Annotated in this window: 21 protein-coding genes; 10 read left to right on the top strand and 11 right to left on the bottom strand. The window is 62.3% G+C overall.

Annotated elements, in window-relative coordinates:
• The first annotated feature begins 79 nt into the window (after positions 1-79).
• The 8 genes from AB5Y94_RS19135 (at position 80) to AB5Y94_RS19100 (ending at position 6,526) form a co-directional block, all read left to right on the top strand.
• Positions 80-1,651: a cytochrome ubiquinol oxidase subunit I gene (locus AB5Y94_RS19135; protein ID WP_368206320.1), complete on the top strand. Its 1,572-nt coding sequence runs from the start codon at positions 80-82 to the stop codon at positions 1,649-1,651.
• Entirely contained in the window at positions 1,651-2,790 is a 1,140-nt protein-coding gene (cydB, locus tag AB5Y94_RS19130; protein ID WP_252604399.1) for a cytochrome d ubiquinol oxidase subunit II, read from the top strand. Before AB5Y94_RS19135 ends, cydB begins: the two co-directional genes overlap by 1 nt.
• A gap of 16 nt (positions 2,791-2,806) precedes the next feature.
• Positions 2,807-2,929 carry a cytochrome bd-I oxidase subunit CydX gene (gene cydX, locus AB5Y94_RS19125; protein WP_017766001.1) on the top strand — a complete coding sequence of 41 codons (123 nt, stop codon included), beginning with the start codon at positions 2,807-2,809 and terminating at the stop codon, positions 2,927-2,929.
• A gap of 78 nt (positions 2,930-3,007) precedes the next feature.
• Positions 3,008-3,967, top strand: coding sequence for an MBL fold metallo-hydrolase (locus AB5Y94_RS19120; protein WP_139430398.1), 960 nt, complete (start codon positions 3,008-3,010; stop codon positions 3,965-3,967).
• On the top strand, positions 3,960-4,289 hold the full coding sequence (locus tag AB5Y94_RS19115; protein WP_216972648.1) for a hypothetical protein: 330 nt from the start codon (positions 3,960-3,962) through the stop codon (positions 4,287-4,289). The genes AB5Y94_RS19120 and AB5Y94_RS19115 overlap by 8 nt, the downstream gene beginning before the upstream one ends.
• On the top strand, positions 4,277-5,137 hold the full coding sequence (locus AB5Y94_RS19110; protein ID WP_026141310.1) for a DUF692 domain-containing protein: 861 nt from the start codon (positions 4,277-4,279) through the stop codon (positions 5,135-5,137). The genes AB5Y94_RS19115 and AB5Y94_RS19110 overlap by 13 nt, the downstream gene beginning before the upstream one ends.
• Before the next feature lie 43 nt (positions 5,138-5,180).
• Positions 5,181-5,924, top strand: a complete 744-nt coding sequence (locus AB5Y94_RS19105; protein ID WP_010634391.1) for a putative DNA-binding domain-containing protein — start codon at positions 5,181-5,183, stop codon at positions 5,922-5,924.
• Positions 5,921-6,526 carry a DoxX family protein gene (locus AB5Y94_RS19100; RefSeq protein ID WP_010634390.1) on the top strand — a complete coding sequence of 202 codons (606 nt, stop codon included), beginning with the start codon at positions 5,921-5,923 and terminating at the stop codon, positions 6,524-6,526. The genes AB5Y94_RS19105 and AB5Y94_RS19100 overlap by 4 nt, the downstream gene beginning before the upstream one ends.
• Positions 6,527-6,605: 79 nt before the next feature.
• Here the strand turns inward: AB5Y94_RS19100 and AB5Y94_RS19095 are convergent, their stop codons facing one another.
• The 7 genes from AB5Y94_RS19095 to AB5Y94_RS19065 all read right to left on the bottom strand — a co-directional run bounded on the left by AB5Y94_RS19095 (position 6,606) and on the right by AB5Y94_RS19065 (position 11,258).
• Positions 6,606-7,787, bottom strand: a complete 1,182-nt coding sequence (locus AB5Y94_RS19095) for an MFS transporter (RefSeq protein WP_368206319.1) — start codon at positions 7,785-7,787, stop codon at positions 6,606-6,608.
• 572 nt (positions 7,788-8,359) lie between these two features.
• Positions 8,360-9,163 carry a 2,5-didehydrogluconate reductase DkgB gene (gene dkgB, locus AB5Y94_RS19090; protein WP_368206318.1) on the bottom strand — a complete coding sequence of 268 codons (804 nt, stop codon included), beginning with the start codon at positions 9,161-9,163 and terminating at the stop codon, positions 8,360-8,362.
• A 47-nt stretch (positions 9,164-9,210) separates the two neighbouring features.
• Positions 9,211-9,507, bottom strand: a complete 297-nt coding sequence (locus AB5Y94_RS19085; protein WP_368206317.1) for a putative quinol monooxygenase — start codon at positions 9,505-9,507, stop codon at positions 9,211-9,213.
• A gap of 175 nt (positions 9,508-9,682) precedes the next feature.
• Positions 9,683-10,048, bottom strand: coding sequence for a VOC family protein (locus AB5Y94_RS19080; protein WP_368206316.1), 366 nt, complete (start codon positions 10,046-10,048; stop codon positions 9,683-9,685).
• A 20-nt stretch (positions 10,049-10,068) separates the two neighbouring features.
• The gene (locus AB5Y94_RS19075) at positions 10,069-10,455 is read right to left on the bottom strand and encodes a DUF6404 family protein (RefSeq protein ID WP_368206315.1); all 387 of its coding nucleotides are present in this window, start codon (positions 10,453-10,455) and stop codon (positions 10,069-10,071) included.
• A 137-nt stretch (positions 10,456-10,592) separates the two neighbouring features.
• On the bottom strand, positions 10,593-10,814 hold the full coding sequence (locus AB5Y94_RS19070; protein WP_156559979.1) for a hypothetical protein: 222 nt from the start codon (positions 10,812-10,814) through the stop codon (positions 10,593-10,595).
• Positions 10,815-10,871: 57 nt separating this feature from the next.
• Positions 10,872-11,258 (bottom strand): DUF6404 family protein, encoded by a 387-nt coding sequence (locus tag AB5Y94_RS19065; RefSeq protein WP_368206314.1) that lies wholly within the window; start codon positions 11,256-11,258, stop codon positions 10,872-10,874.
• Between the two features lie 190 nt (positions 11,259-11,448).
• Here AB5Y94_RS19065 and AB5Y94_RS19060 point away from each other — a divergent pair, with 190 nt between their 5' ends.
• Positions 11,449-12,351, top strand: coding sequence for a LysR substrate-binding domain-containing protein (locus tag AB5Y94_RS19060; RefSeq protein ID WP_368206313.1), 903 nt, complete (start codon positions 11,449-11,451; stop codon positions 12,349-12,351).
• Between the two features lie 92 nt (positions 12,352-12,443).
• On the opposite strand, the gene AB5Y94_RS19055 is transcribed toward AB5Y94_RS19060, so the two are convergent.
• From AB5Y94_RS19055 to AB5Y94_RS19040, 4 genes are all read right to left on the bottom strand, one after another.
• The gene (locus tag AB5Y94_RS19055) at positions 12,444-12,680 is read right to left on the bottom strand and encodes a hypothetical protein (protein ID WP_368206312.1); all 237 of its coding nucleotides are present in this window, start codon (positions 12,678-12,680) and stop codon (positions 12,444-12,446) included.
• Positions 12,681-12,866: 186 nt separating this feature from the next.
• A complete protein-coding gene (locus tag AB5Y94_RS19050; protein WP_368206311.1) occupies positions 12,867-14,843 on the bottom strand; it encodes a methyl-accepting chemotaxis protein in 1,977 nt (658 codons plus the stop codon).
• A gap of 197 nt (positions 14,844-15,040) precedes the next feature.
• Positions 15,041-16,543 carry a glycerol kinase GlpK gene (gene glpK, locus AB5Y94_RS19045; protein ID WP_005299552.1) on the bottom strand — a complete coding sequence of 501 codons (1,503 nt, stop codon included), beginning with the start codon at positions 16,541-16,543 and terminating at the stop codon, positions 15,041-15,043.
• A gap of 54 nt (positions 16,544-16,597) precedes the next feature.
• Positions 16,598-17,446, bottom strand: a complete 849-nt coding sequence (locus AB5Y94_RS19040) for an MIP/aquaporin family protein (protein ID WP_005299554.1) — start codon at positions 17,444-17,446, stop codon at positions 16,598-16,600.
• Between the two features lie 487 nt (positions 17,447-17,933).
• On the opposite strand from AB5Y94_RS19040, the gene glpT reads away from it, so the two are divergent.
• A complete protein-coding gene (gene glpT / locus AB5Y94_RS19035) occupies positions 17,934-19,289 on the top strand; it encodes a glycerol-3-phosphate transporter (protein WP_005299556.1) in 1,356 nt (451 codons plus the stop codon).
• Positions 19,290-19,363 lie beyond the last annotated feature (74 nt).

Raw genomic sequence — 19,363 nt, 5'->3', positions numbered from 1 at the left:
CTGTTATAGGTGTCATGCTCCGTGGTGTACTTGTCTCGCACAAAACGTGCGAGGTAAATACAACAAAAGAGAGTGACGCATGATCAATCCGGATGACGTGGTCAGCCTGTCGCGCCTGCAATTTGGCGCCACGGCCATGTTCCACTTCCTGTTTGTGCCCCTCACGCTGGGGCTGTCCTGGATCCTGGTGATCGCAGAGTCGGCCTATGTGATGATCGGCAAGGTGATCTACAAGGACATCACCCGTTTCTGGGGCAAGCTGTTTGGCATCAACTTCGTGATGGGGGTGACCACAGGCATCACCCTGGAGTTCCAGTTTGGCACCAACTGGGCCTACTACTCCCAGTATGTGGGGGACATTTTCGGCACCCCGCTGGCGGTGGAGGGGTTGATGGCCTTCTTCCTCGAGTCGACCCTGGTGGGGCTCTTCTTCTTCGGCTGGGACAAGCTCTCCCGCGGTCAGCATCTGCTGGTGACCATGCTGGTGGCGCTCGGCTCCAACCTCTCCGCGCTCTGGATCCTGATCGGCAACGGCTGGATGCAGAACCCGGTGGGTGCCGAGTTCAACCTGGTGACCCAGCGCATGGAGCTGGTGGACGTGGCCGCGGTGATCTTCAACCCGGTGGCCCAGGTCAAGTTCGTGCACACGGTGGCGGCGGGCTATGTGGCCGCCTCCCTGTTCGTGATGGGGGTGAGCAGCTGGTATCTGCTGCGCCGCATGGAGGTGCGCTTCGCCCTGCGCTCCTTCGCCATCGCCTCGGGCTTTGGGCTGGCCGCCATCCTCTCGGTCATCGTGCTGGGTGACGAGTCGGGCTATCGCACCGGCGAGGTGCAGAAGGTCAAGCTGGCCGCCATCGAGGCGGAGTGGGAGACGGAGCCCGCGCCGGCTGCTTTCACCCTGTTCGGCTTCCCGGATCAGGGGGCCGAGACCACCCACGCTGCGGTCAAAATCCCCTATCTGATGGGCATCATCGCCACCCGCTCCCTCGATGAGGCGGTGACCGGCATCAAGGATCTCAAGGCCCAGCACGAAACCCGCATTCGCAGCGGCATGGTGGCCGCCGGGGCGCTCGAGCAGATCCGCGCCGGCAACGACTCGGCCGAGAACCGTGCGCTGTTCGACAAGCACGGCCAGGATCTCGGCTACGGGCTGCTGCTCACCCCCTATGCCAGCAACATCGCCAAGGCCGGTGAGGCCGAGATAGCCAGGGCAGTGGATGACTCTGTGCCACAGGTGGCGCCGCTGTTCTGGGGCTTTCGGATCATGGTCGGGTTGGGTGTCGTGATGCTCGGACTGTTCGTGGCGGGCTTCGTCCAGCTCTGCCGCAACCGGCTACTCGCTTCGCCCCGCCTGCTCAAGGTGCTGCTGTGGAGCATTCCGCTGCCCTGGATTGCCATCGAGGCGGGCTGGTTCGTAGCCGAGTTCGGTCGCCAGCCCTGGACCATCAGCGACGTGCTGCCGGTGTCGGCCTCGGTGTCGCTGCTGCAGCCGGGCCAGCTCTGGTTCAGTCTGATCTCCATCTGTTTCATTTACTCCTGCCTGCTGGTGGTGGAGCTGTTCCTGCTGCGCCGCGTGATCCGCCAGGGGCCCGCCGTGCTGCATACCGGCCGCTACAGCGGTGAACAACCCGAACTTGCGAGGATCGCCTGATGGATTATGAAACCCTGAAACTCATCTGGTGGGGGCTGGTGCTGTTCATGCTGGTCGGCTTCATCGTGATGGATGGCTTCGATCTGGGCATCGCCATGCTGCTGCCGGTGGTTTCGAAAGAAGATGAAGACCGCCGACTGGTGATCAACAGCGTGGGGCCGGTGTGGGAGGGCAACCAGGTGTGGCTCATCGCCGGCGCCGGCGCCCTGTTCGCCGCCTGGCCGCTGGTCTACGCCGCTGCCTTCTCGGCGCTCTATGTGCCGATGATAGTGCTGCTGCTTGGCCTCTTCCTGCGCCCGGTGGGGTTTGACTATCGCAGCAAGCTGGCCGATCCCCTCTGGCGCCGCTGGTGGGATCGCGCCTTGGTGGCCGGTGGTCTGGTGCCGACCCTGGTGCTCTCTGCCGCCATCGCGCTGGTGATGCAGGGCCTGCCGTTTCGCTTCGACAGCGCACTGCGCCTGCACTACGGGGCCTTCGACTTCCACTGGAGCTGGATTGCCAGCGTGGTGGCGACCGGGGTGAGCCTGTTGCTGCTGCACGGCGCCAGCTTCCTGCAAGCCAAGGTAACGGGCACCCCTGCACTGCGGGCCCGCGGCCTCGCCATCCTGCTGGCGCCGCTGGTGACCCTCTGCTATCTGCTGGCCGGCTGGCATCTGCTGGGGTTGCCGGGTTACCAGCTGACCGGCCTGACGGGCCAGCCCTTTGACCCCAATGCCGCCATCAGCCCGTTGATGAAGGGGGTGATCCCCCACGCCTGCGGCTGGCTTGGCAACTACTTTGACTACCCGCTGCTGTGGCTGGTGCCCCTCATCGGCGCCCTGGCACCGCTGGCCAGCGGCATCGCCGCCTGGCAGGAGAAGGGCCGGCTGGCCCTGCTGGCCAGCGGCCTGGCCTGCGCCGCCATGCTCTGCTCGGTGGCCATCGCCCTGTTCCCCTTCGTGCTGCCCTCGTCGCTGGATCCGGCCAGCAGCCTGACCCTGTGGGACGGCACCTCCAGCTTCAAGACCCTGACCATCATGTTCGGGATCGTGCTGGTGCTGATGCCCATCAACCTCGGCTACACCGGCTGGGTCTACCGGGTGGTGCGCGGCAAGCTGGATCGTGCTGGCATCAAGCGCGACAGCCATCAACTCTACTGACCCCAAGGGAGCCGCTATGTGGTACTTCACCTGGATTTTGGGCCTGGGTTTCGCCCTGTTGCTGGGCCTGTGCAACCTGCTCTGGCTGGAAGCACGCTGGGAAGCCGATGAACGGGATGAGCCCCGCTCTCAACCCTGATCCCCCTCGGTCGGGGAGGGCAGACACTGCCTCGCCCCGACCCCTTTCTCTTGTCATCCAACCGACAGGTAATCCGTTATGAAACAGACAATCAAAGCGGTGACGCTGGCCATCGGCTGCGCGCTCGCCACCGCGCCGGCCTGGGCCGAGCCCGTACAACTGACGCCACTGGACAAGGCATTCACCCTGCAGGTGCTCGGCAGCGGCGGCCCCATCTCCGACGATCTGCGCGCCTCCTCCAGCGAGGTGATCTGGTGGAAGGGCAAATCGCGCATCCTGATCGATGCCGGTGGCGGCGTCTATCTGCGCTTCGGCCAGGCGGGCGCCAAGCTCGAAGAGGTCGACTTCATCGGCATCACCCACTTTCACACCGACCATGTAACCGACCTGCCCGCGCTGCTCAAGGGGGCCTACTTCTTCAAGCGCAGCGATCCCCTCGATCTGGCGGGGCCGCAGGCCGGCTCGGCCTTCCCCAGCATGAGCGGCTACTTTGACGCTCTGTTCAACCCGAGCAAGGGGGCCTATGCCTACCTCGGCGGCTTCAAGGATGGCACCGATGGTCTCTTCCCCATCAATGTGCACGATGTGCCCTACCAGACGCCCCGGCCGCAACAGGTCTATCAGCAGGATGGCCTGACCATCACGGCGCTTGGCATCCCCCACGGGGACGTGCCCTGTCTGGCCTATCGCATCGAGAGCGCCGAGGGGACCATCGTCATCTCGGCGGATCAGAACGGCAGCAACCCGGCCTTTGTGCCGTTTGCCAAGGGGGCCGACATCCTGGTGATGCCGCTCGCCATCCACGAGGGCGCCGATCCCGTCTCCGCCTCGCTCCATGCCAAGCCCTCGGTGGTCGCCAGGATTGCCGCCGAAGTGAACCCCAAGCTGCTGGTGCTCAACCACTGGATGGGGGTCGGCCTCAATCACAAGAAGGAGGCGATGGCCATCGTCAAGCAGCAGTTCCACGGCCAGGTGGTGGCCGCCCGCGATCTCTCCAGTTACCCCGTTTCATCCGTCAAGGAGTCCAGCCATGAGTAACGCAAGCAGCATCAAAACCTCCTGCAAACTGAGCCTCTCCATCGCCATGACCGGCCTGATCGCGCTGACCCCCGGGCTTGCGCTGGCGGCTACCCCGAGCGAGGCGCCGGTGAAGGCGGCGCCGAGCGAACAGCACGGCGGCAAGTGTGCGGCCGGCAAGTGCGGCACCGAGAAGCGCTTCGAGAAGCAGGCCCTCGACAGTGATCCACAGGGCCGGCTGGTGCGCGCCCGCGATGGCAAGTGTGGTCTGACGGAGCAGGGGATCAACGGCGAGACCCAGCGCCAGGAGAGCAAGATAACGGAGGGGGTATGCGGCCAATAAGCGCCAGCAGTCGTGGCGTGGGGCTGCGCCAGGAGCATCTGGCCCAGCTCTGTGGGGCGCCTGCCCGCCCTGGCATCGACTTTCTCGAGCTGGCGCCGGAGAACTGGATGGCCATTGGCGGCGCCAGGCGGGAGCAACTGCAGCAGATCGCCGAGCGCTATCCGCTGGTGGCCCACGGGCTCAGCCTCTCCCTCGGCGATTGCCAGCCGCTCAATATGAGCCTGCTCGGCCAGATCCGCGCCTTTCTCGACGAGTTTGGCATCGACATCTACAGCGAGCACCTGAGCTTTTCCCGCGATGCCCGGGGTTATCTCTACGAGCTGCTGCCGGTGCCGCGCCAGTGGGAGAACCTCCCCTACCTGGCGGATCGGATCCGGCAGGTACAGGATGCGCTGGCCCGCCCGCTGGTGCTGGAGAACATCTCCTACTACCACGGCTATGAGCACGAGATGGCGGAGGAGGCGTTTCTGACCGAGCTGGTGGCGCGCAGCGGCTGCGAGCTGCTGCTCGACATCAACAACGTTTTTGTGAACAGCCGCAACCACGGCTACTGCCCCGAGCGGATGATTGCCGGGCTGCCGAGCCAGGCGATCCGCTACTTCCATATCGCCGGCCATCTGGAAGAGGCGGACGGCACCCTGCTGGATACTCATGGCCGTCCGGTCTGCGAGGAGGTGGTGGCGCTGGCCCGCTATACGGTGCAGACCCACGGCCTGCGCCCCCTGCTGCTGGAGCGGGATCACCATCTGCCCCCCTTGCCCGTGCTGGAGGCCGAGCTGGCCCGGGTCCATCAGGCCTGCTGCGAGGCGACGGCGCATCCTGCGGGACGGGAGGTGTGTCATGACTAGGCGAGAGCAGGGGGCATGGCCTGCCGCAGCGGTCCCGCCCCGGTTGTGGCAGCAGACCGAGTGGCTGGCCGGTTGCATACGAGAGTCGGCAGCCGAACTCGCCCCCCACTATGTGCGCAGTGTGCGGGCCAATGTCGAGGCGGTGCTGGAGAGTACCTTCGCGCTCACCCTGAACCACCTGACGCCGGCTGAGCGCGATGCGCTGGTGAATGGTTTCGTCGCCCACCATGGCGCGATCGAGCCCGCCTTTCACCAGATTGCCACCGAGTTGGTGCGCCATGTGCAGCTTGGCCAGGGTGAGGGTTGGCTCAACTGGCCCGGGCTGCGGCTGGCGCTGCTGGAGTATGAGTGGGCCTGCCTGTGCGTCGAGATTGACGACGCGCAGGTGCCGCGCCCGCTTGCAGGGGAAGCGGTGGAGATGGGCAGCCAGCTCTGGCTCAACCCCACCCTGCAGTTGCTGACGCTGCCCTTTGTGATCCAGCAGGGGCGGGTGGTGGCGGCCGGTCAGACTCCCGAGCTCTGCGCCCTGTTTCGCTGCCCCGCCCATCAGCTGGTCAGCCAGGCGCTGCGCGAATTCGATGTGGCCCTGCTGCAGCTGCTTGGGCAGCAGCAAGGGGTCAGTGTGGCCGGGTTGGCCGCCCAGGTGCACCACTATCGCAGCGGTTTTGATCTGCTGGGGTGGGCCCGCCATTTTCACCGGCTCGGCCTGCTGGCCACTCAACCGCCATCCATAGAACCCATATCCATTGAACGTCAGGTACCCCCTTTCCAAGGAGACATCCCATGAACAATACCCTTATCCATTGGTACGAGCGGGCCGTGGCCCAGTGCAAGCGGCTCGATTTTCTAGCCCTGCTGGCCATTCGCCTCTACCTCATCCCGGTCATCTATGTGGGGGCCCACTCCAAGGTGGTGGGGTTTGCCGGCACGGTCGCCTGGTTTGGCGCGCCAGCCTCGGAAGGGGGGCTCAACCTGCCGTTCCCGACCCTGCTCGCCTTTCTGGCGGCGGGCACCGAGGTGCTGGGCTGCATCTGCATCGCCCTTGGTCTCTTTACCCGGGTCATGGCCATTCCGACCATCTTCCTGATGAGCGTGGCGAGCGCCATGGTGCACTGGAAGCACGGCTGGGATGCCATCGCCACCGGCAGCATGGAGGCGACATTGCGCCTCAACGGCTTTATCGAGTGGCTGGCCGCCAACTTCCCCGGTCGTTACAACTACATCACCGAGCTTGGGGATCCCGTGATGCTCAACAACGGGATGGAGTTTGCCGCCACCTACTTCGTGATGCTGCTGGTACTGCTGGTGTACGGCGGCGGTCGCTACGTCAGCCTCGACTACTGGCTGGCACGCGCCGTGACAGGCAAGGCCGGGCCGCAAGCGGCATAACAAAAATAAACAGAGCGTGAAAGCGAGACGAGCGGCATCAGCCGCTCGTTTTTATTTTGCAGAACAAAGGCCTGCGGTTTCAGTACTGGGGGCAGGCCTGTGCCATCCGGGCGGCTTGCCGCTCGCTGACATGGGTGAGGCCATAGGCCAGCAGCACGATCAGCGCGCCGATCCAGGGGGTATGCATCAGGCCGAGGTGCTCCACCACCAGGCCACCGACCACGGATCCCAGCGCGATGCCGACGTTGAAGGCGGCGATATTGAGGCCGGAGGCCACATCCACCGCCCTCGGCGTGTGCTGCTCGGCCTGTTTCACCACCAGCACCTGCAGCCCGGGCACGTTGCCAAAGGCAAAGGCGCCCCACACCAGCACGGTCAGCACCGCCAGCACCGGGTGTGGCGCGGTAAAGGTGAGCACCAGCAGCACCAATGCGAGACCGGCAAACAGCAGCTTCAGCGCAGGCAGCGGGCCCATCTTGTCGGCCAGCTTGCCGCCCCAGATATTGCCGATGGCGACCGACACTCCGTACACCAGCAGAATGAGGCTCACCGCGCCGGCGCTAAAGCCGCTCACCTGCTGCAAGATGGGGGCGAGGAAGGTAAAGGCGGTGAAGGCGCCGCCGTAACCGAGCGCTGTCTTGGCGTAGACCAGCAGCAGCGGCTTTTTGGTCAGCACCGAGAGCTGCTCGCGGATGGTCGAGGCCGCCCCCTTGGGCAGGTTGCTCGGGATCAGCAACAGGCTGCCCACCATGGCGACCAGCCCCAGCAGGCTCACCACCAGAAAGGTGTCGCGCCAGCCGAAGACCTGACCAATCCAGGTGCCGAGCGGGACGCCGGTCACCAGCGCTATGGTGAGGCCGCTGAACATGATGGCGATGGCGCTCGCCGCTTTCTCCTTGGCCACAAGACCCGTGGCGATGGTGCTGCCCACCGAGAAGAAGACCCCGTGGGCCAGCCCGGTCAGGATGCGGGCCAGGATCAGGCTCTCGTAACCGGGGGCCTGCCAGGCCAGCAGGTTGCCGGCGGTAAAGAGCGCCATCAGCCCTACCAGCAGCCACTTGCGCGGCACCTTGCCAGTGAGCGCCGTGAGTACGGGGGCGCCGATGGCCACCCCAAGGGCATAGAGGCTGACCAACAGGCCCGCCGAGGGGAGCGAGACATTGAGCTGCTCGGCGATGGTGGGGATGAGCCCCACGATCACAAATTCGGTGGTGCCGATCGCAAAGGCACTTAAGGTGAGGGCAAACAACGCCAGTGGCATAACAACTCCTTGGATGGTGACTCCCGACGGGAGAGTGGCGCCAGTATGCCGAGGGCGTTTGTTGGCAAAAATGACGGCGACATCAAATTACTTTTGCCAAATCAGCAGCAATGGAATCGTGGAAGGAGGAGTGGCTGAGGCAACGCGGCAAGAGCAGGTCGTAGCGCGTGAGGTGGGGGCAGAGACAACGCGCACGGCAGCAATCCATGCATAGCGAGCCAGGACAACGAGAAAAGAGGAAAGAGTTAAGAAACAACGGGTTGAGGGAAGGCTCTGGGGGAGGACTTGGGAGGCAGTGGCGCTGTGTTGGAAACAAAAAAGCGGGAGGCATGATGCCTCCCGCTCAGGTTCTCGTCGATGTTGTCGGGTTTTCTTTGCTCCCTTCTCCCCTTGCGGGAGAAGGGTTGGGGATGAGGGGGCTATCTGGTTGAAGGCCTGATGACATAAAAAGAGGAGCTTGCCCTCACCCTGACCCTCTCCCACAGGGAGAGGGGATAGCCCGTGGCTGCAATAGGCTCGTGAGGGTTGCCGCTATCCGCCGCCTAAGCGAGAGGGCATGGCTCCACTTCCCTTTAATCCCAATCTGGCGCAAAGTCCGGGTTGGCACAGCGCTCGCCCCGCTCCAGGGTGGCGATGGCGGCCAGCTCGTCGGCAGTGAGGGTGACCTTCAGCGCAGCCAGGTTGGCGGCCAGGTTCTCCCGCTTGGTGGAGCTCGGGATCACCGTCATGCCCTGGGCCAGCAGCCAGGCCAGCGACACCTGGGCCGCCGAGACGCCGTGGCGCTGGCCAATTTCCATCAGCAGCGGCTCGGTGAGCACCTTGCCATAGGCCAGCGGCATATAGGCGGTGATGGCGATGCCGTGATCCTTGCAGAACTCCACCACCTTGCGGTTTTGCAGCAGCGGGTGGATCTCCACCTGCTGGTGGGCGATGGCGCCCGGCCCCAGGATCTCGATGGCCTGTTTGAGCTGGGCCACGGTAAAGTTGGAGACCCCGATCTCGCGGGTCAGACCCCGGGCCTTGGCCTCGGCCAGCTGCTCCAGATAGACCGTCATCGGCACCTCATCCCTGGGGGAGGGCCAGTGGATCAGCGCCAGATCCAGATAGTCGGTGCCCAGTTTTTCCAGGCTCACCTCCAGGCTCGGGATCAGCTTGCCTGGGCCGAACTCGTTGGTCCAAACCTTGGTGGTCAGATAGATATCCTGGCGGGGCACGCCGCTCTCGCTCATCAGCTGGCCCACTTCGGCCTCGTTGGCGTAGATCTGGGCGGTGTCGATATGGCGGTAGCCAAGCTCGAGCCCTTGCAGCAGGGAGTCGCGCAGGGGTTGGCCGGTCAGGCGAAAGGTTCCAAGACCCAGGTTGGGCATCTTCATCATGTTATTCCTCAAATAGGTTGCAAAAGGGCGCTCAGCGGCGCGGAAAATCAGGCGTCCAGCGGCTGATAGCGGCGAATGGTGCTGCCGGCAAACCAGGGCTCGGCCCTGGCGACAAATTCGGTAAAGTGGGGCTGGCCCTGATGAGCGTGAAGGGCGGCCTCGCTCTCCCATACCTCGTAGAGCATCCAGCCATGGGGATTATCCAAATCCTGATGCAGCTGGTAGCGCAGGCAGCCAGCCTCCTGCAAGCTGGCCGCGATCAAGGGATCCAGGGCGGCGCGAAACTGGGCGGTGAATTCGGGTTTGGCCTCAAGCTGGGCAATCACAATCACGGGGGATGACATCTGAACCTCCTCGTTAAGACGGGAGTCAGTATGCCCGCCGTCTATCGCGGGAAACAGGGGAGCAGTCGCAAAACACTATTGAGATAAGAGCAGCAATGAATAGGCCGGGGCGAGGTGGCGATGAGGAAGTCAGTGAGGTAAAAGGAGCAGGGAGCGCCGGGGCGCCCCCTTGTCATCAGGCATTGGCCGGCTCGGACCAGACCGCAAATTCATTGCCGCTGGGCTCGACAAAGTGGAAGCGGCGGCCACCGGGAAAATCGAACAGGGGGCGAACTATGATGCCCCCGGCGCCGGCTACCTTGCTCTGGGTCGCTTCAATATCGGTGCTGTAGAACACCAGCAGGGCGCCGCCTTGCGCGCTCTGGCTGCACAGATCGGCGCGATAGAAGCCGCCATCCAGCCCTTCCCCCTCGAAGGCGCAATAATCGGGGCCATAATCGGCAAATTGCCAGCCGAAAGCAGCCTGAAAGAAGGCCTTGGTGGCGGCAAGATCCCTGGCCGCAAACTCCACATAGTTCAGTTTTTCATGGGCCTTGGTCATAAGGATCTCCTTGTCGGTGATTATTTCGGTTGCCAGCGTTTTTGCGTGCGGATCGTTGAGTGGGGCAAAGCGTCCCAAGGGGTCAGCTTGAGCTGCTTGCGCCGAAACCAGAGCAAGGTCGCCATCAGCAGGCCGAGCCCTAAGCCGAACAGCAGACTCTGGCGTAGGGCGAATGCTGGTGTTACCTCATGTTGCCAGCCGAAGAACCACATCAATACCCCCCAGATAGCGCCAGTGGGCAGCCCCAGAGCAAGGACATTGACCAGAAAGCGTTCGTAGTGGGGCGGCCTGATGGTAAACCCAGCCTTTCGCAGCAGCCTGGTGATCGGCGGGTTGTAGTTGAGCGTCTGCACGCCCTTCTCTGCCAGCTCCCGGTGGGCGGCCGCCAGTCTACGTTCGAATTCCATGATGTTTTTCCTTGAGGTGTTTGGTGCCATACGATGCCTGCTTGCCGCATTCTACTGGCAAACCCCGAGTGGCATGTGAGCGTGCCGTCACGTTATCTCCTCGTCGTGGCCTGGCCATCTCAGGCAGCGGTTACCCATCACGCCAGGGCCGCCATGATGGCTGGATGAAGCCTTCTAGCGACCACCATGCCAAGTAAAATGGAGATGAAGAGAGGGAGAGGATCCCGGCTGCGTCGATAGCTGCGCCAGTTGCCATTATGGTGGCGGAACAGCCGGTAGGTGAGAACCACAAGACAAATTGCGGTTTGAATGAAGCAGTTAACTGAAAAACTGATCATGAATTTGACGAAATCGGGCAAGGTGGGGGTCCGTATCTGTAGCCTGTATTACATCTGGTGCCAATTTGCAGCGGGGTTTCAGCCTTTTCCTGCCGCGCTTTCACGGATGGGTTGGCGTGCTAGCTGTTCCCATGGGGTCAAATCAAGCTGCCTGCGCCTTTGCCAGAGCCTGATTGAGGTAACGAGGCCAAACAGACCAGCGAATAGAGCTGTGCTGAACAAGGATGATACGAAGGATCTTCCCTCTGGGTGCCAAACGAACACCCACATAATCAGACCCCAGATCGGCGCGATACTGAGGCTGGCATAAAGAAAATTGACCAGCCAGCCCGCGTAATAAGGTGGCTTGACGGTGCAGCCGAGTTTGCGCAGCAGCTTGAACCCCCATGGGTTGTAGTCGGATTCCTTGATGCCTTGGTCAGCCAGAGTCTGATGGGCGATGGTCAGTCGTTCTTCAAATGTCATTGATGTGTCTCATATCAATGTGGCGTCATATGATGCCTTTTTTGCGGCATTCTACGGATTAAGCAGGTTGAGGGATAGCGCGCATATCTGGTTTTTCTCCCTGAAATGCCGGCACGGCTGCCAGAGCGCCCTTGCCAACCCAAGGACATTACGCCTATAAAGGCCCATTACTCTTGTCTGGATTGCAGCAATGAAGACCCATTCTGATGAACTGACCCTGTTTGTAGCTGTGGTGGAGGCGGGCAGCTTTCGCCAGGCGGCGGAGAACCTCGGCATGGATAATTCGGTGGTGAGCCGCGGCATCAAGCGGCTGGAAGAGAAGCTCGCCACCGTGCTGCTCAATCGCACCACTAGGCGGGTCAGCCTGACCGAGGAGGGGGGCTGGTTCTATCAGCGGGCGGTGAAGATCCTGACCGAGATGAGCGAGGCGGAGGGGCTGCTGCTGATGCGCCGCGAGCAGCCGGAGGGGGTATTGCGGGTCGATGCCGCCACTCCTTTCATCCTGCACCGGCTGGTGCCCATCATCGGCGAGTTTCGCCGCCGTTATCCCGCCATCGAGCTGCAACTGCACAGCTCCGAGGGCTTTATCAACCTGATGGAGCGGCGGGTGGACATGGCCATTCGCATCGGCGAGCTGACCGACTCCTCCCTGCGGGCGCTGCCGCTGGGCCGCTCGCGGCTGCGGCTGCTGGCGTCCCCCGACTATTTGCGCGAGCGCGGCACCCCGCGCCAGCCGGCAGATCTGCTGAGCGGGCACGAGCTGCTCGGCTTTTTGCACCCCGATCACCTCAACCACTGGCCGCTTCTGAGCCAGGAGCAGGGGGATCGCTTTCCCATCACCCCGACCCTGCGGGCCAGCAGCGGTGAAACCCTGCGCCAGCTGGCGCTGCGGGGGCAGGGGATCGTCTGTCTGTCGGATTTCATGACCGGGCCGGATCGGACGAGCGGGGCCCTGGTGGAGGTGCTGGCCCGCAGCAACAGCGGCGCCTCGCGCCCCATCAATGCGGTCTTCTACTCCGATGCCCAGCGCGACATCCGGCTGCGGGTCTGGCTCGATTTCCTCAAGGAGCAGTTGGGAAGCCATGCCCTGTGATCCCGCTGCCGTCTGAAGGGGGCAGGGGCCGCACCGGATAAGCAGACGGCCGCCTCAAGGGGCGGCCGTCTACCTGGGAAGGTGGGGTGGGCTTAGCGGGGCAATCTGCCCCATACCCTGCTGAGCAGGGCGCCACCGATGGCAGGTGGCACGGCCAGCAGCAGCGTCCCATACCAGGGGAGCTCAGCCAGGGTGGTGGCCAGGACGATGCTGGTGAGCACCAGCAACTGGGCAACCATCATCAGCAAGGTGCCTTCACGGGGGGTCAGCGCCGCCTTGTGGGTGACACAGGTTTGGGCGGCGGGGGAGTGAGTGGTGGTCGGCTTCATGGCGATGTTCCTGGGTTGCGTCTGATATGACTCAACGATGACTAGCAATGGCCGTTCCAAATATTTTCGTGTTACTTATCAATTGGTTGTGTATGTGCGTGCCATTCCCGTTTCGGGAGTGATGCAAAATCGTTCGCAAAATGAAAACGCCACCCCAGGGTGGCGTCTTGTCTGACCGACGGCGGCTCAGCCGATCCGGTATTGGCGGATCTGCTCGTCTATCGCCTTGGCCAGTTCGAACAGCTCGCGACTGGCGGCATTGCTCTCCTCTGCATGTTCCCGTTGGTGCTCGGCCACCATGGCCAGCTCGTCCAGCGCCGCTCTGGCTTGCCCCATCTGCTGATCCTGCGCCTGGGCCAGCGCGCTGATCTCGTTTATCTCGAGGGCGGTCTGCTTGATCTGGCGGCTGGCATCCATCAACACCGCCCTGGCCTGATGCATGCGGTCATGGCTCTCTTCACTCAGGGTGCGGGAGTCAGCCATGGAGCCGCTGGCCTGGCGAGTGCCCTCCTGCAGGCGCAGGATGAGATCCTGCACATCCTTGGTGGCGGTCTGGGTGCGCACCGCCAGCTGGCGCACCTCGTCGGCCACCACGGCAAAGCCGCGCCCCATCTCGCCCGCCCGCGCCGCCTCGATGGCGGCGTTGAGCGCCAGCAGGTTGGTCTGGTTCGAGACGTCACGGATGAGGTTCATGATCTGGGTGATGTTGTTGCTGTCCTTGACCACCTCTTCGAGCAAGGCAGAGGAGCTGCCGATGCTGCTGCGCAGGGTATCGAGCTGCTGGGCGCTCTGACTGACGTCCCGCTCGATGGCGAGCATGTGATCGGCGATGCGGTGGGTCACCTCGTTGACCCCCTCAGAGCGACCGGCGATCTGCTCGGCATTGTCGCCGATGAGGGCGACCACGTTGCTCAGCTCCTGGATGCTCTGGGCCTGCTGGCAGGCCTCTCCTGCCAGGGCCTGCGCCTGATGCAGGGATTGGGAGGACTGGGCCGAGAGGGCGCTGCCTGACTGCTGGAAGCGGGAGAAACTCTGGTTCAGGCTCTGGATCAAGCGGTTGAAGCTCTGCGCCATCTGGCCCAGCTCCGACTGATCCGAGAAGTCGAGGCGGGTCGCCAGATCCCGATCGGCGGTGATGTGGTGCATGCCGTCGGCGGCCTGGCGAATGGGGCGGCTGATGGAGTGGGCGAGCCAGGCGGAGGCCAGCATGGCGAGCCCGCCGATAGCCAGCGACACCATGATGATGAGCCGGCGGGATTCGCTGCGTCCCTCCTCCAGTTCGGCGTCATTGATCTCGCCTATCAGCAGGCGATTGAGTGCCGGAATGTAGCGCACAGCGATCAGATAGGTCTCTTTCCCAAGTGTGAGGGCCTGGACCGCGACCTGTTCTCTGGCTGCCGGGATCAGCGCCCTGACGGTGTCGAGGAAGGCGCTCTGATGGTGGGCAGCCTCTTTGAGCTCCTGCTCTGGGTGGATCTCGATATGACCCTCCATGTCGGCCAGATAGACCTGCCCGCTCTTGCCTATCCGGTAGCTGCTGATGAGTTTGCGCAGTGCGCTCATGTCGATGGAGGTACCGGCCACCGCCAGAGTCTTGCCCCCTGCCGTGACGGCGGTATTGATATAGAGGGAGGCGCGCTTGTCAAAGTCGGAGATGTCGAGGTTCAGCTCGTAGGGCTTGCCCCGTTTCAGAAAGCCGTAAAACCACTCGTCTTTGGGATCCGATGCGCTCAGTCTCTTCTGGGCCGTGGTGCCGTTGCTGAAGTTGAGCAGGGTGGCGCTTTGGCGCGGGGCGATAAACACATTGCCCCCGATGCGTTGCTGCAGTGTCAGAAAGTAGCGCTCCATGATCGGCCACTGCTCGGCGGGCATCTCCTGGCTCAGCCAGTCGATGACAAAGCTGTTGCCGGCCAGTGCCTCGGCTTCGGTCAGGTGCTGGGTCAGTTCGGCGGTCAGCTGGTTGGCGATGCGCTCCACGCTGCTTGGCAGCTCATAGCGTTCCACCCGCTGCTGTGCCTGGTCGTGGGAGATCTGTTCCAGGATCAGGGTGATGCAGCTGATGGCAATGATCATCAGGATGGCTACTCCGATCAGGATCCGGCTGCGGATCCCGAGCCCCGACCAGAGTGATTGCAATCTAACAAGGTGTATCGCCCGCTCCATAACGCTCTCCTGTATTAAATAAGGTCTCATATGCGACCCAAGAGATGATTATAGATAGATAACTCAATTGAGAATGGCTGACATGAAATCGTCATCAAGGCAGGGGCGGCTGGCAGGGGACCGGCAGGCCATAAAACAAGAGGCCGACATTGCTGTCGGCCCCTTCAGTTTTTATTTCAAGGATATCGGTTGCCCGATCACTCCTCTTCGGCCCAGCGGCGTGAACGCTCGACCGCCTTCTTCCAGCCGTTGTAGCGCTTGGCGCGATCATCGCGGTCCATCTGCGGGATGAACTCGCGGTCCACGCTGAACTTGTCTTCCAGCTCTTCCGAGCTCTTCCAGAAGCCGACGGCCAGACCAGCCAGGAAGGCGGCACCCATGGCGGTGGTCTCGATCCGGGTCGGACGCACCACAGGGGTGTGCATCATGTCGGCCTGGAACTGCATCAGGAAGTCGTTGGCTACCGCGCCACCGTCCACCTTGAGGGCCGCCAGCTTGATGCCGGAGTCCTGCTGCATGGCGTCCAGCACATCGCGGCTCTGATAGGCGATGGATTCCAGCGCGGCACGGATGATGTGGTTGCGGTTGGCGCCGCGGGTCAGGCCGACCATGGTGCCGCGAGCATACGGATCCCAGTAGGGGGCGCCCAGACCGACGAAGGCCGGTACCAGGTAGACGCCGTTGGTGTCGCCCACCTTGGAGGCGAAGTAGTCGGTGTCGCGGGCATCGTGAATGATCTTGAGCTCGTCACGCAGCCACTGGATGGTGGCGCCGCCCATAAACACTGCACCTTCCAGCGCGTAGTTCACTTCCCCTTTCGGGCCGATGGCGACGGTGGTCAGCAGGCCGTTGCTGGAGCGAACCGGTTCGGTGCCGGTGTTCATCAGCATGAAGCAGCCGGTGCCGTAGGTGTTCTTGGCCATCCCTTTCTCGAAGCAGAGCTGGCCGAACAGGGCAGACTGCTGGTCACCGGCGATACCGGCGATGGGGATGCGGGAGCCGCCGCCACGGGTGGTGTAGCCATACACCTCGGAGGAGGGTTTCACTTCCGGCAGCATGGAGGCAGGGATGCCCAGCTCGTCCAGCATGCGCTGATCCCACTTCAGGTCGCGGATGTTGTAGAGCATGGTACGGGAGGCGTTGGTCGGGTCGGTGACGTGCACTTCACCGTTGGTCATCTTCCACACCAGCCAGGTGTCGATGGTGCCGAACAGCAGCTCACCGTTCATGGCCTTCTCGCGGGCCCCTTCGACGTTGTCGAGGATCCACTTCACCTTGGTGCCGGAGAAGTAGGCATCCAGCACCAGACCGGTGTTTTCGCGAACGTACTCTTCCAGGCCGCGTGCTTTGAGCTCTTCACAGATGGCCGCGGTACGGCGGCACTGCCAGACGATGGCGTTGTAGATGGGTTTGCCGGTGGCCTTTTCCCAGACGACGGTGGTTTCACGCTGGTTGGTGATGCCGATGGCGGCGATCTCTTCGCTGCGCAGGCCAGTCTTGGCCAGCACTTCGGTGAACACGGAGGACTGGGTCGCCCAGATCTCCATCGGGTCGTGCTCCACCCAGCCCGCTTTCGGGTAGTGCTGGGTGAATTCGCGCTGGGAGGTACCGACTATGTTGGCGTCCTGGTCAAACACGATGGCACGGGAAGAGGTGGTACCCTGGTCCAGAGCGACGACATATTTCTTTTCAGCAGACATGATGTTCTCCACGTTTTTATTTTCCACGTTTTTACACGTTGGGGAGGGCCACTCTTAGGCGGCGGCCTCTTCTTTGGCGGTTTGGGCAGCTTGCTCGGTGGCGGCAACACGGTTGCCCGGCACACAGGGAGCCAACACTTTCACATAGAGGGCGGTACCAATCTGGGCGCCGACGATGGGGCCGAGGATGGGAACCCAGAAGTAGGGGTTGTCACGACCACCGGTCAGGGCCACGTCACCCCAGCCGGCCAGGAAGGCGAACAGTTTGGGGCCGAAGTCACGAGCCGGGTTCATGGCAAAACCGGTTAACGGGCCAAGGGAGGCGCCGATCACCGCGATCAGGATACCGATCAGCAGGGCGGCGGCGAAGCCTTTGGGGGCGCCGTTGTTGTTGTCACCCAGTGCCATGATGCCCAGCATCAGCACGGCGGTGATCACCAGCTCGACGGTGAAGGCCTGCATGTTGGAGAGCAGGGCATTCGGGTAGGTAGAGAAGATGCCGGCGGTGCCGAGGCTCTCGACGCTGCCACGCACCACGTTGTGGGTCACTTCCCACTGGCTGAAAAGGTTACCATAGAGGAAGTAGACCAGCGCCGCGAAGCAGAAGGCGCCAGCCACCTGGGCGATGATGTAGGGCACCACCTTGCGCTTGTCGAAACCGCAGAAGGTCATCAGGGCCAGGGTGACCGCAGGGTTGAGGTGGGCACCTGAGATGCCGCCGGTCACATAGATGGCGATGGCGACGCCCAGACCCCAGGTAATGGAGATTTCCCATTGCCCGAAGTTGGCACCGGCCAGCACCAGTGCGGCCACGCAACCGACGCCGAAGAAGATCAGCAGGCCGGTTCCGATAAACTCGGCGATGCACTCGCCAAGCAGGGTATTGGGTCTTTGTATGCTCATACCGTTATTCCTTATATCCACCCAGAGTAGGTTTGATGTTCCGTTTTGTTGTTTTTCATTCCCATTGTTGCGCCCGAAAACGTTTCTTCTTGTTTTTTGAGCTGACGCAAACGTTATGCTCGTTTGCGCTCGTTCTCGGACGAGAGAGAAAATAAACCGAAATCGACCATTCACCACTCCCTCCCCGCAGGAAATGTGGACAAGATCCCACTCATTGCTAAGAAAATGTGACGGAAAGCAAGTTGATACCGTGGTTATACCACTTAGTGGGTAGCCATAAGCCTTGCTACACAAGGGATTGCGGCTGATGAGTGATTACTCATCTGACACTTTCTTTTGTAATAAAACTGCAATATTTCCGACTACATCACAGATTAAATGTTCACATATGAGCACAATAGGCTCGCTTTCGAATCGGGACTCCTCTGATTGGTCAGCATGGACAGGGCACCCTCAACCGCCCACAACAACAATAAGGAAGCAGAACATGCTTAGTCTCTTCAGGCCTGCACCACACATAGACAGGCTCCCGGCCGACAAGGTCGACCCCTTCTACAAACGCATGCGTTGGCAGGTGTTCTTCGGGATCTTCTTCGGTTATGCCGGTTACTACCTGGTACGGAAAAACTTCAGTCTGGCGATGCCTTATCTCATCGAGCAGGGCTTCTCCCGCGGTGATCTGGGCCTGGCCCTGTCCGGCGTCTCCATCGCCTACGGTCTCTCCAAGTTCCTGATGGGGAACGTGTCGGACCGCTCCAACGCCCGTTACTTCCTCTCCGCCGGTCTGCTGCTGTCGGCCGGTATCATGTTCATGATGGGGACCATGCACTGGGCCACCTCCAGCATCGCCATCATGTTCGTGCTGCTGTTCCTGAACGGCTGGGCACAGGGCATGGGCTGGCCGCCCTGCGGTCGCACCATGGTGCACTGGTGGTCGCAAAAAGAGCGGGGCGAAATCGTCTCGGTCTGGAACGTGGCCCACAACGTGGGTGGCGGCATGATAGGCCCGCTGTTCATTCTGGGGATGGGCTGGTTCAATGACTGGCGCAGTGCCTTCTACGTGCCGGCCGCCGCTGCTGCCGCCATCGCGGTGATCGCCTTCTTCGTGATGCGCGATACCCCGCAATCCGTGGGCCTGCCGCCCATCGAAGAGTTCAAGAACGACTATCCGAAGGATTACAACGAGAGCCACGAGCAGGAGTTTTCCGCCAAGGAAATCTTCATGAAGTACGTGTTGCACAACAAGCTGCTGTGGTACATCGCGATCGCCAACGCCTTCGTCTACCTCATTCGCTACGGTGTGCTGGACTGGGCGCCCACCTACCTGAAAGAGGCCAAGGACTTCAGCGTCGACAAGTCCTCCTGGGCGTACTTCCTCTATGAGTGGGCCGGTATTCCGGGCACCCTGCTGTGCGGCTGGATCTCCGACAAGATGTTCCAGGGCCGCCGCGCCCCGGCCGGTATCCTGTTCATGGTGCTGGTGACCATTTCCGTGCTGGTTTACTGGTTCAACCCGGCCGGCAACCCGACCATCGACATGATGGCCCTGGTCGCCATCGGCTTCCTCATCTACGGCCCCGTCATGCTGATCGGCCTCTATGCCCTGGAGCTGGCGCCGAAGAAGGCGGCCGGTACCGCGGCGGGCTTCACCGGTCTGTTCGGTTACCTGGGTGGCGCGGTTGCGGCCAACGCCATGCTGGGTTACACCGTTGACCACTTCGGCTGGGACGGCGGCTTCATGGTGCTGACTGCCTCCTGCTTGCTCTCCATCGTGCTGCTGGCGATGACCCTCAAGCACGAGAACGAGTCGATTGCCGCCAAGGCTGCTGTTCATAAGGCATAAAACGTGATCCTGCCCTTATCGATTGGAAAAGGGATCAGGTAAACTGCCCAAGGCCCCGCATCTGCCGGGGCCTT

Origin of the sequence: Aeromonas sp. s5 (assembly GCF_040907865.1) — a bacterium.
Classification (GTDB): domain Bacteria; phylum Pseudomonadota; class Gammaproteobacteria; order Enterobacterales; family Aeromonadaceae; genus Aeromonas; species Aeromonas dhakensis.
The sequence above is the reverse complement of the archived record's forward strand: the minus strand, read 5'-3'. Positions and strand labels throughout refer to the sequence as shown.

What these genes read in the sequence shown, in the direction of transcription:
- AB5Y94_RS19135 (WP_368206320.1), top strand. Translation starts at nt 80, where the DNA reads ATGATCAATCCGGATGACGTGGTCAGCCTGTCGCGCCTGCAATTTGGC.
- cydB (WP_252604399.1), top strand. Translation starts at nt 1,651, where the DNA reads ATGGATTATGAAACCCTGAAACTCATCTGGTGGGGGCTGGTGCTGTTC.
- cydX (WP_017766001.1), top strand. Translation starts at nt 2,807, where the DNA reads ATGTGGTACTTCACCTGGATTTTGGGCCTGGGTTTCGCCCTGTTGCTG.
- AB5Y94_RS19120 (WP_139430398.1), top strand. Translation starts at nt 3,008, where the DNA reads ATGAAACAGACAATCAAAGCGGTGACGCTGGCCATCGGCTGCGCGCTC.
- AB5Y94_RS19115 (WP_216972648.1), top strand. Translation starts at nt 3,960, where the DNA reads ATGAGTAACGCAAGCAGCATCAAAACCTCCTGCAAACTGAGCCTCTCC.
- AB5Y94_RS19110 (WP_026141310.1), top strand. Translation starts at nt 4,277, where the DNA reads ATGCGGCCAATAAGCGCCAGCAGTCGTGGCGTGGGGCTGCGCCAGGAG.
- AB5Y94_RS19100 (WP_010634390.1), top strand. Translation starts at nt 5,921, where the DNA reads ATGAACAATACCCTTATCCATTGGTACGAGCGGGCCGTGGCCCAGTGC.
- AB5Y94_RS19095 (WP_368206319.1), bottom strand. Translation starts at nt 7,787, where the DNA reads ATGCCACTGGCGTTGTTTGCCCTCACCTTAAGTGCCTTTGCGATCGGC.
- dkgB (WP_368206318.1), bottom strand. Translation starts at nt 9,163, where the DNA reads ATGATGAAGATGCCCAACCTGGGTCTTGGAACCTTTCGCCTGACCGGC.
- AB5Y94_RS19085 (WP_368206317.1), bottom strand. Translation starts at nt 9,507, where the DNA reads ATGTCATCCCCCGTGATTGTGATTGCCCAGCTTGAGGCCAAACCCGAA.
- AB5Y94_RS19080 (WP_368206316.1), bottom strand. Translation starts at nt 10,048, where the DNA reads ATGACCAAGGCCCATGAAAAACTGAACTATGTGGAGTTTGCGGCCAGG.
- AB5Y94_RS19075 (WP_368206315.1), bottom strand. Translation starts at nt 10,455, where the DNA reads ATGGAATTCGAACGTAGACTGGCGGCCGCCCACCGGGAGCTGGCAGAG.
- AB5Y94_RS19065 (WP_368206314.1), bottom strand. Translation starts at nt 11,258, where the DNA reads ATGACATTTGAAGAACGACTGACCATCGCCCATCAGACTCTGGCTGAC.
- AB5Y94_RS19060 (WP_368206313.1), top strand. Translation starts at nt 11,449, where the DNA reads ATGAAGACCCATTCTGATGAACTGACCCTGTTTGTAGCTGTGGTGGAG.
- AB5Y94_RS19055 (WP_368206312.1), bottom strand. Translation starts at nt 12,680, where the DNA reads ATGAAGCCGACCACCACTCACTCCCCCGCCGCCCAAACCTGTGTCACC.
- AB5Y94_RS19050 (WP_368206311.1), bottom strand. Translation starts at nt 14,843, where the DNA reads ATGGAGCGGGCGATACACCTTGTTAGATTGCAATCACTCTGGTCGGGG.
- glpK (WP_005299552.1), bottom strand. Translation starts at nt 16,543, where the DNA reads ATGTCTGCTGAAAAGAAATATGTCGTCGCTCTGGACCAGGGTACCACC.
- AB5Y94_RS19040 (WP_005299554.1), bottom strand. Translation starts at nt 17,446, where the DNA reads ATGAGCATACAAAGACCCAATACCCTGCTTGGCGAGTGCATCGCCGAG.
- glpT (WP_005299556.1), top strand. Translation starts at nt 17,934, where the DNA reads ATGCTTAGTCTCTTCAGGCCTGCACCACACATAGACAGGCTCCCGGCC.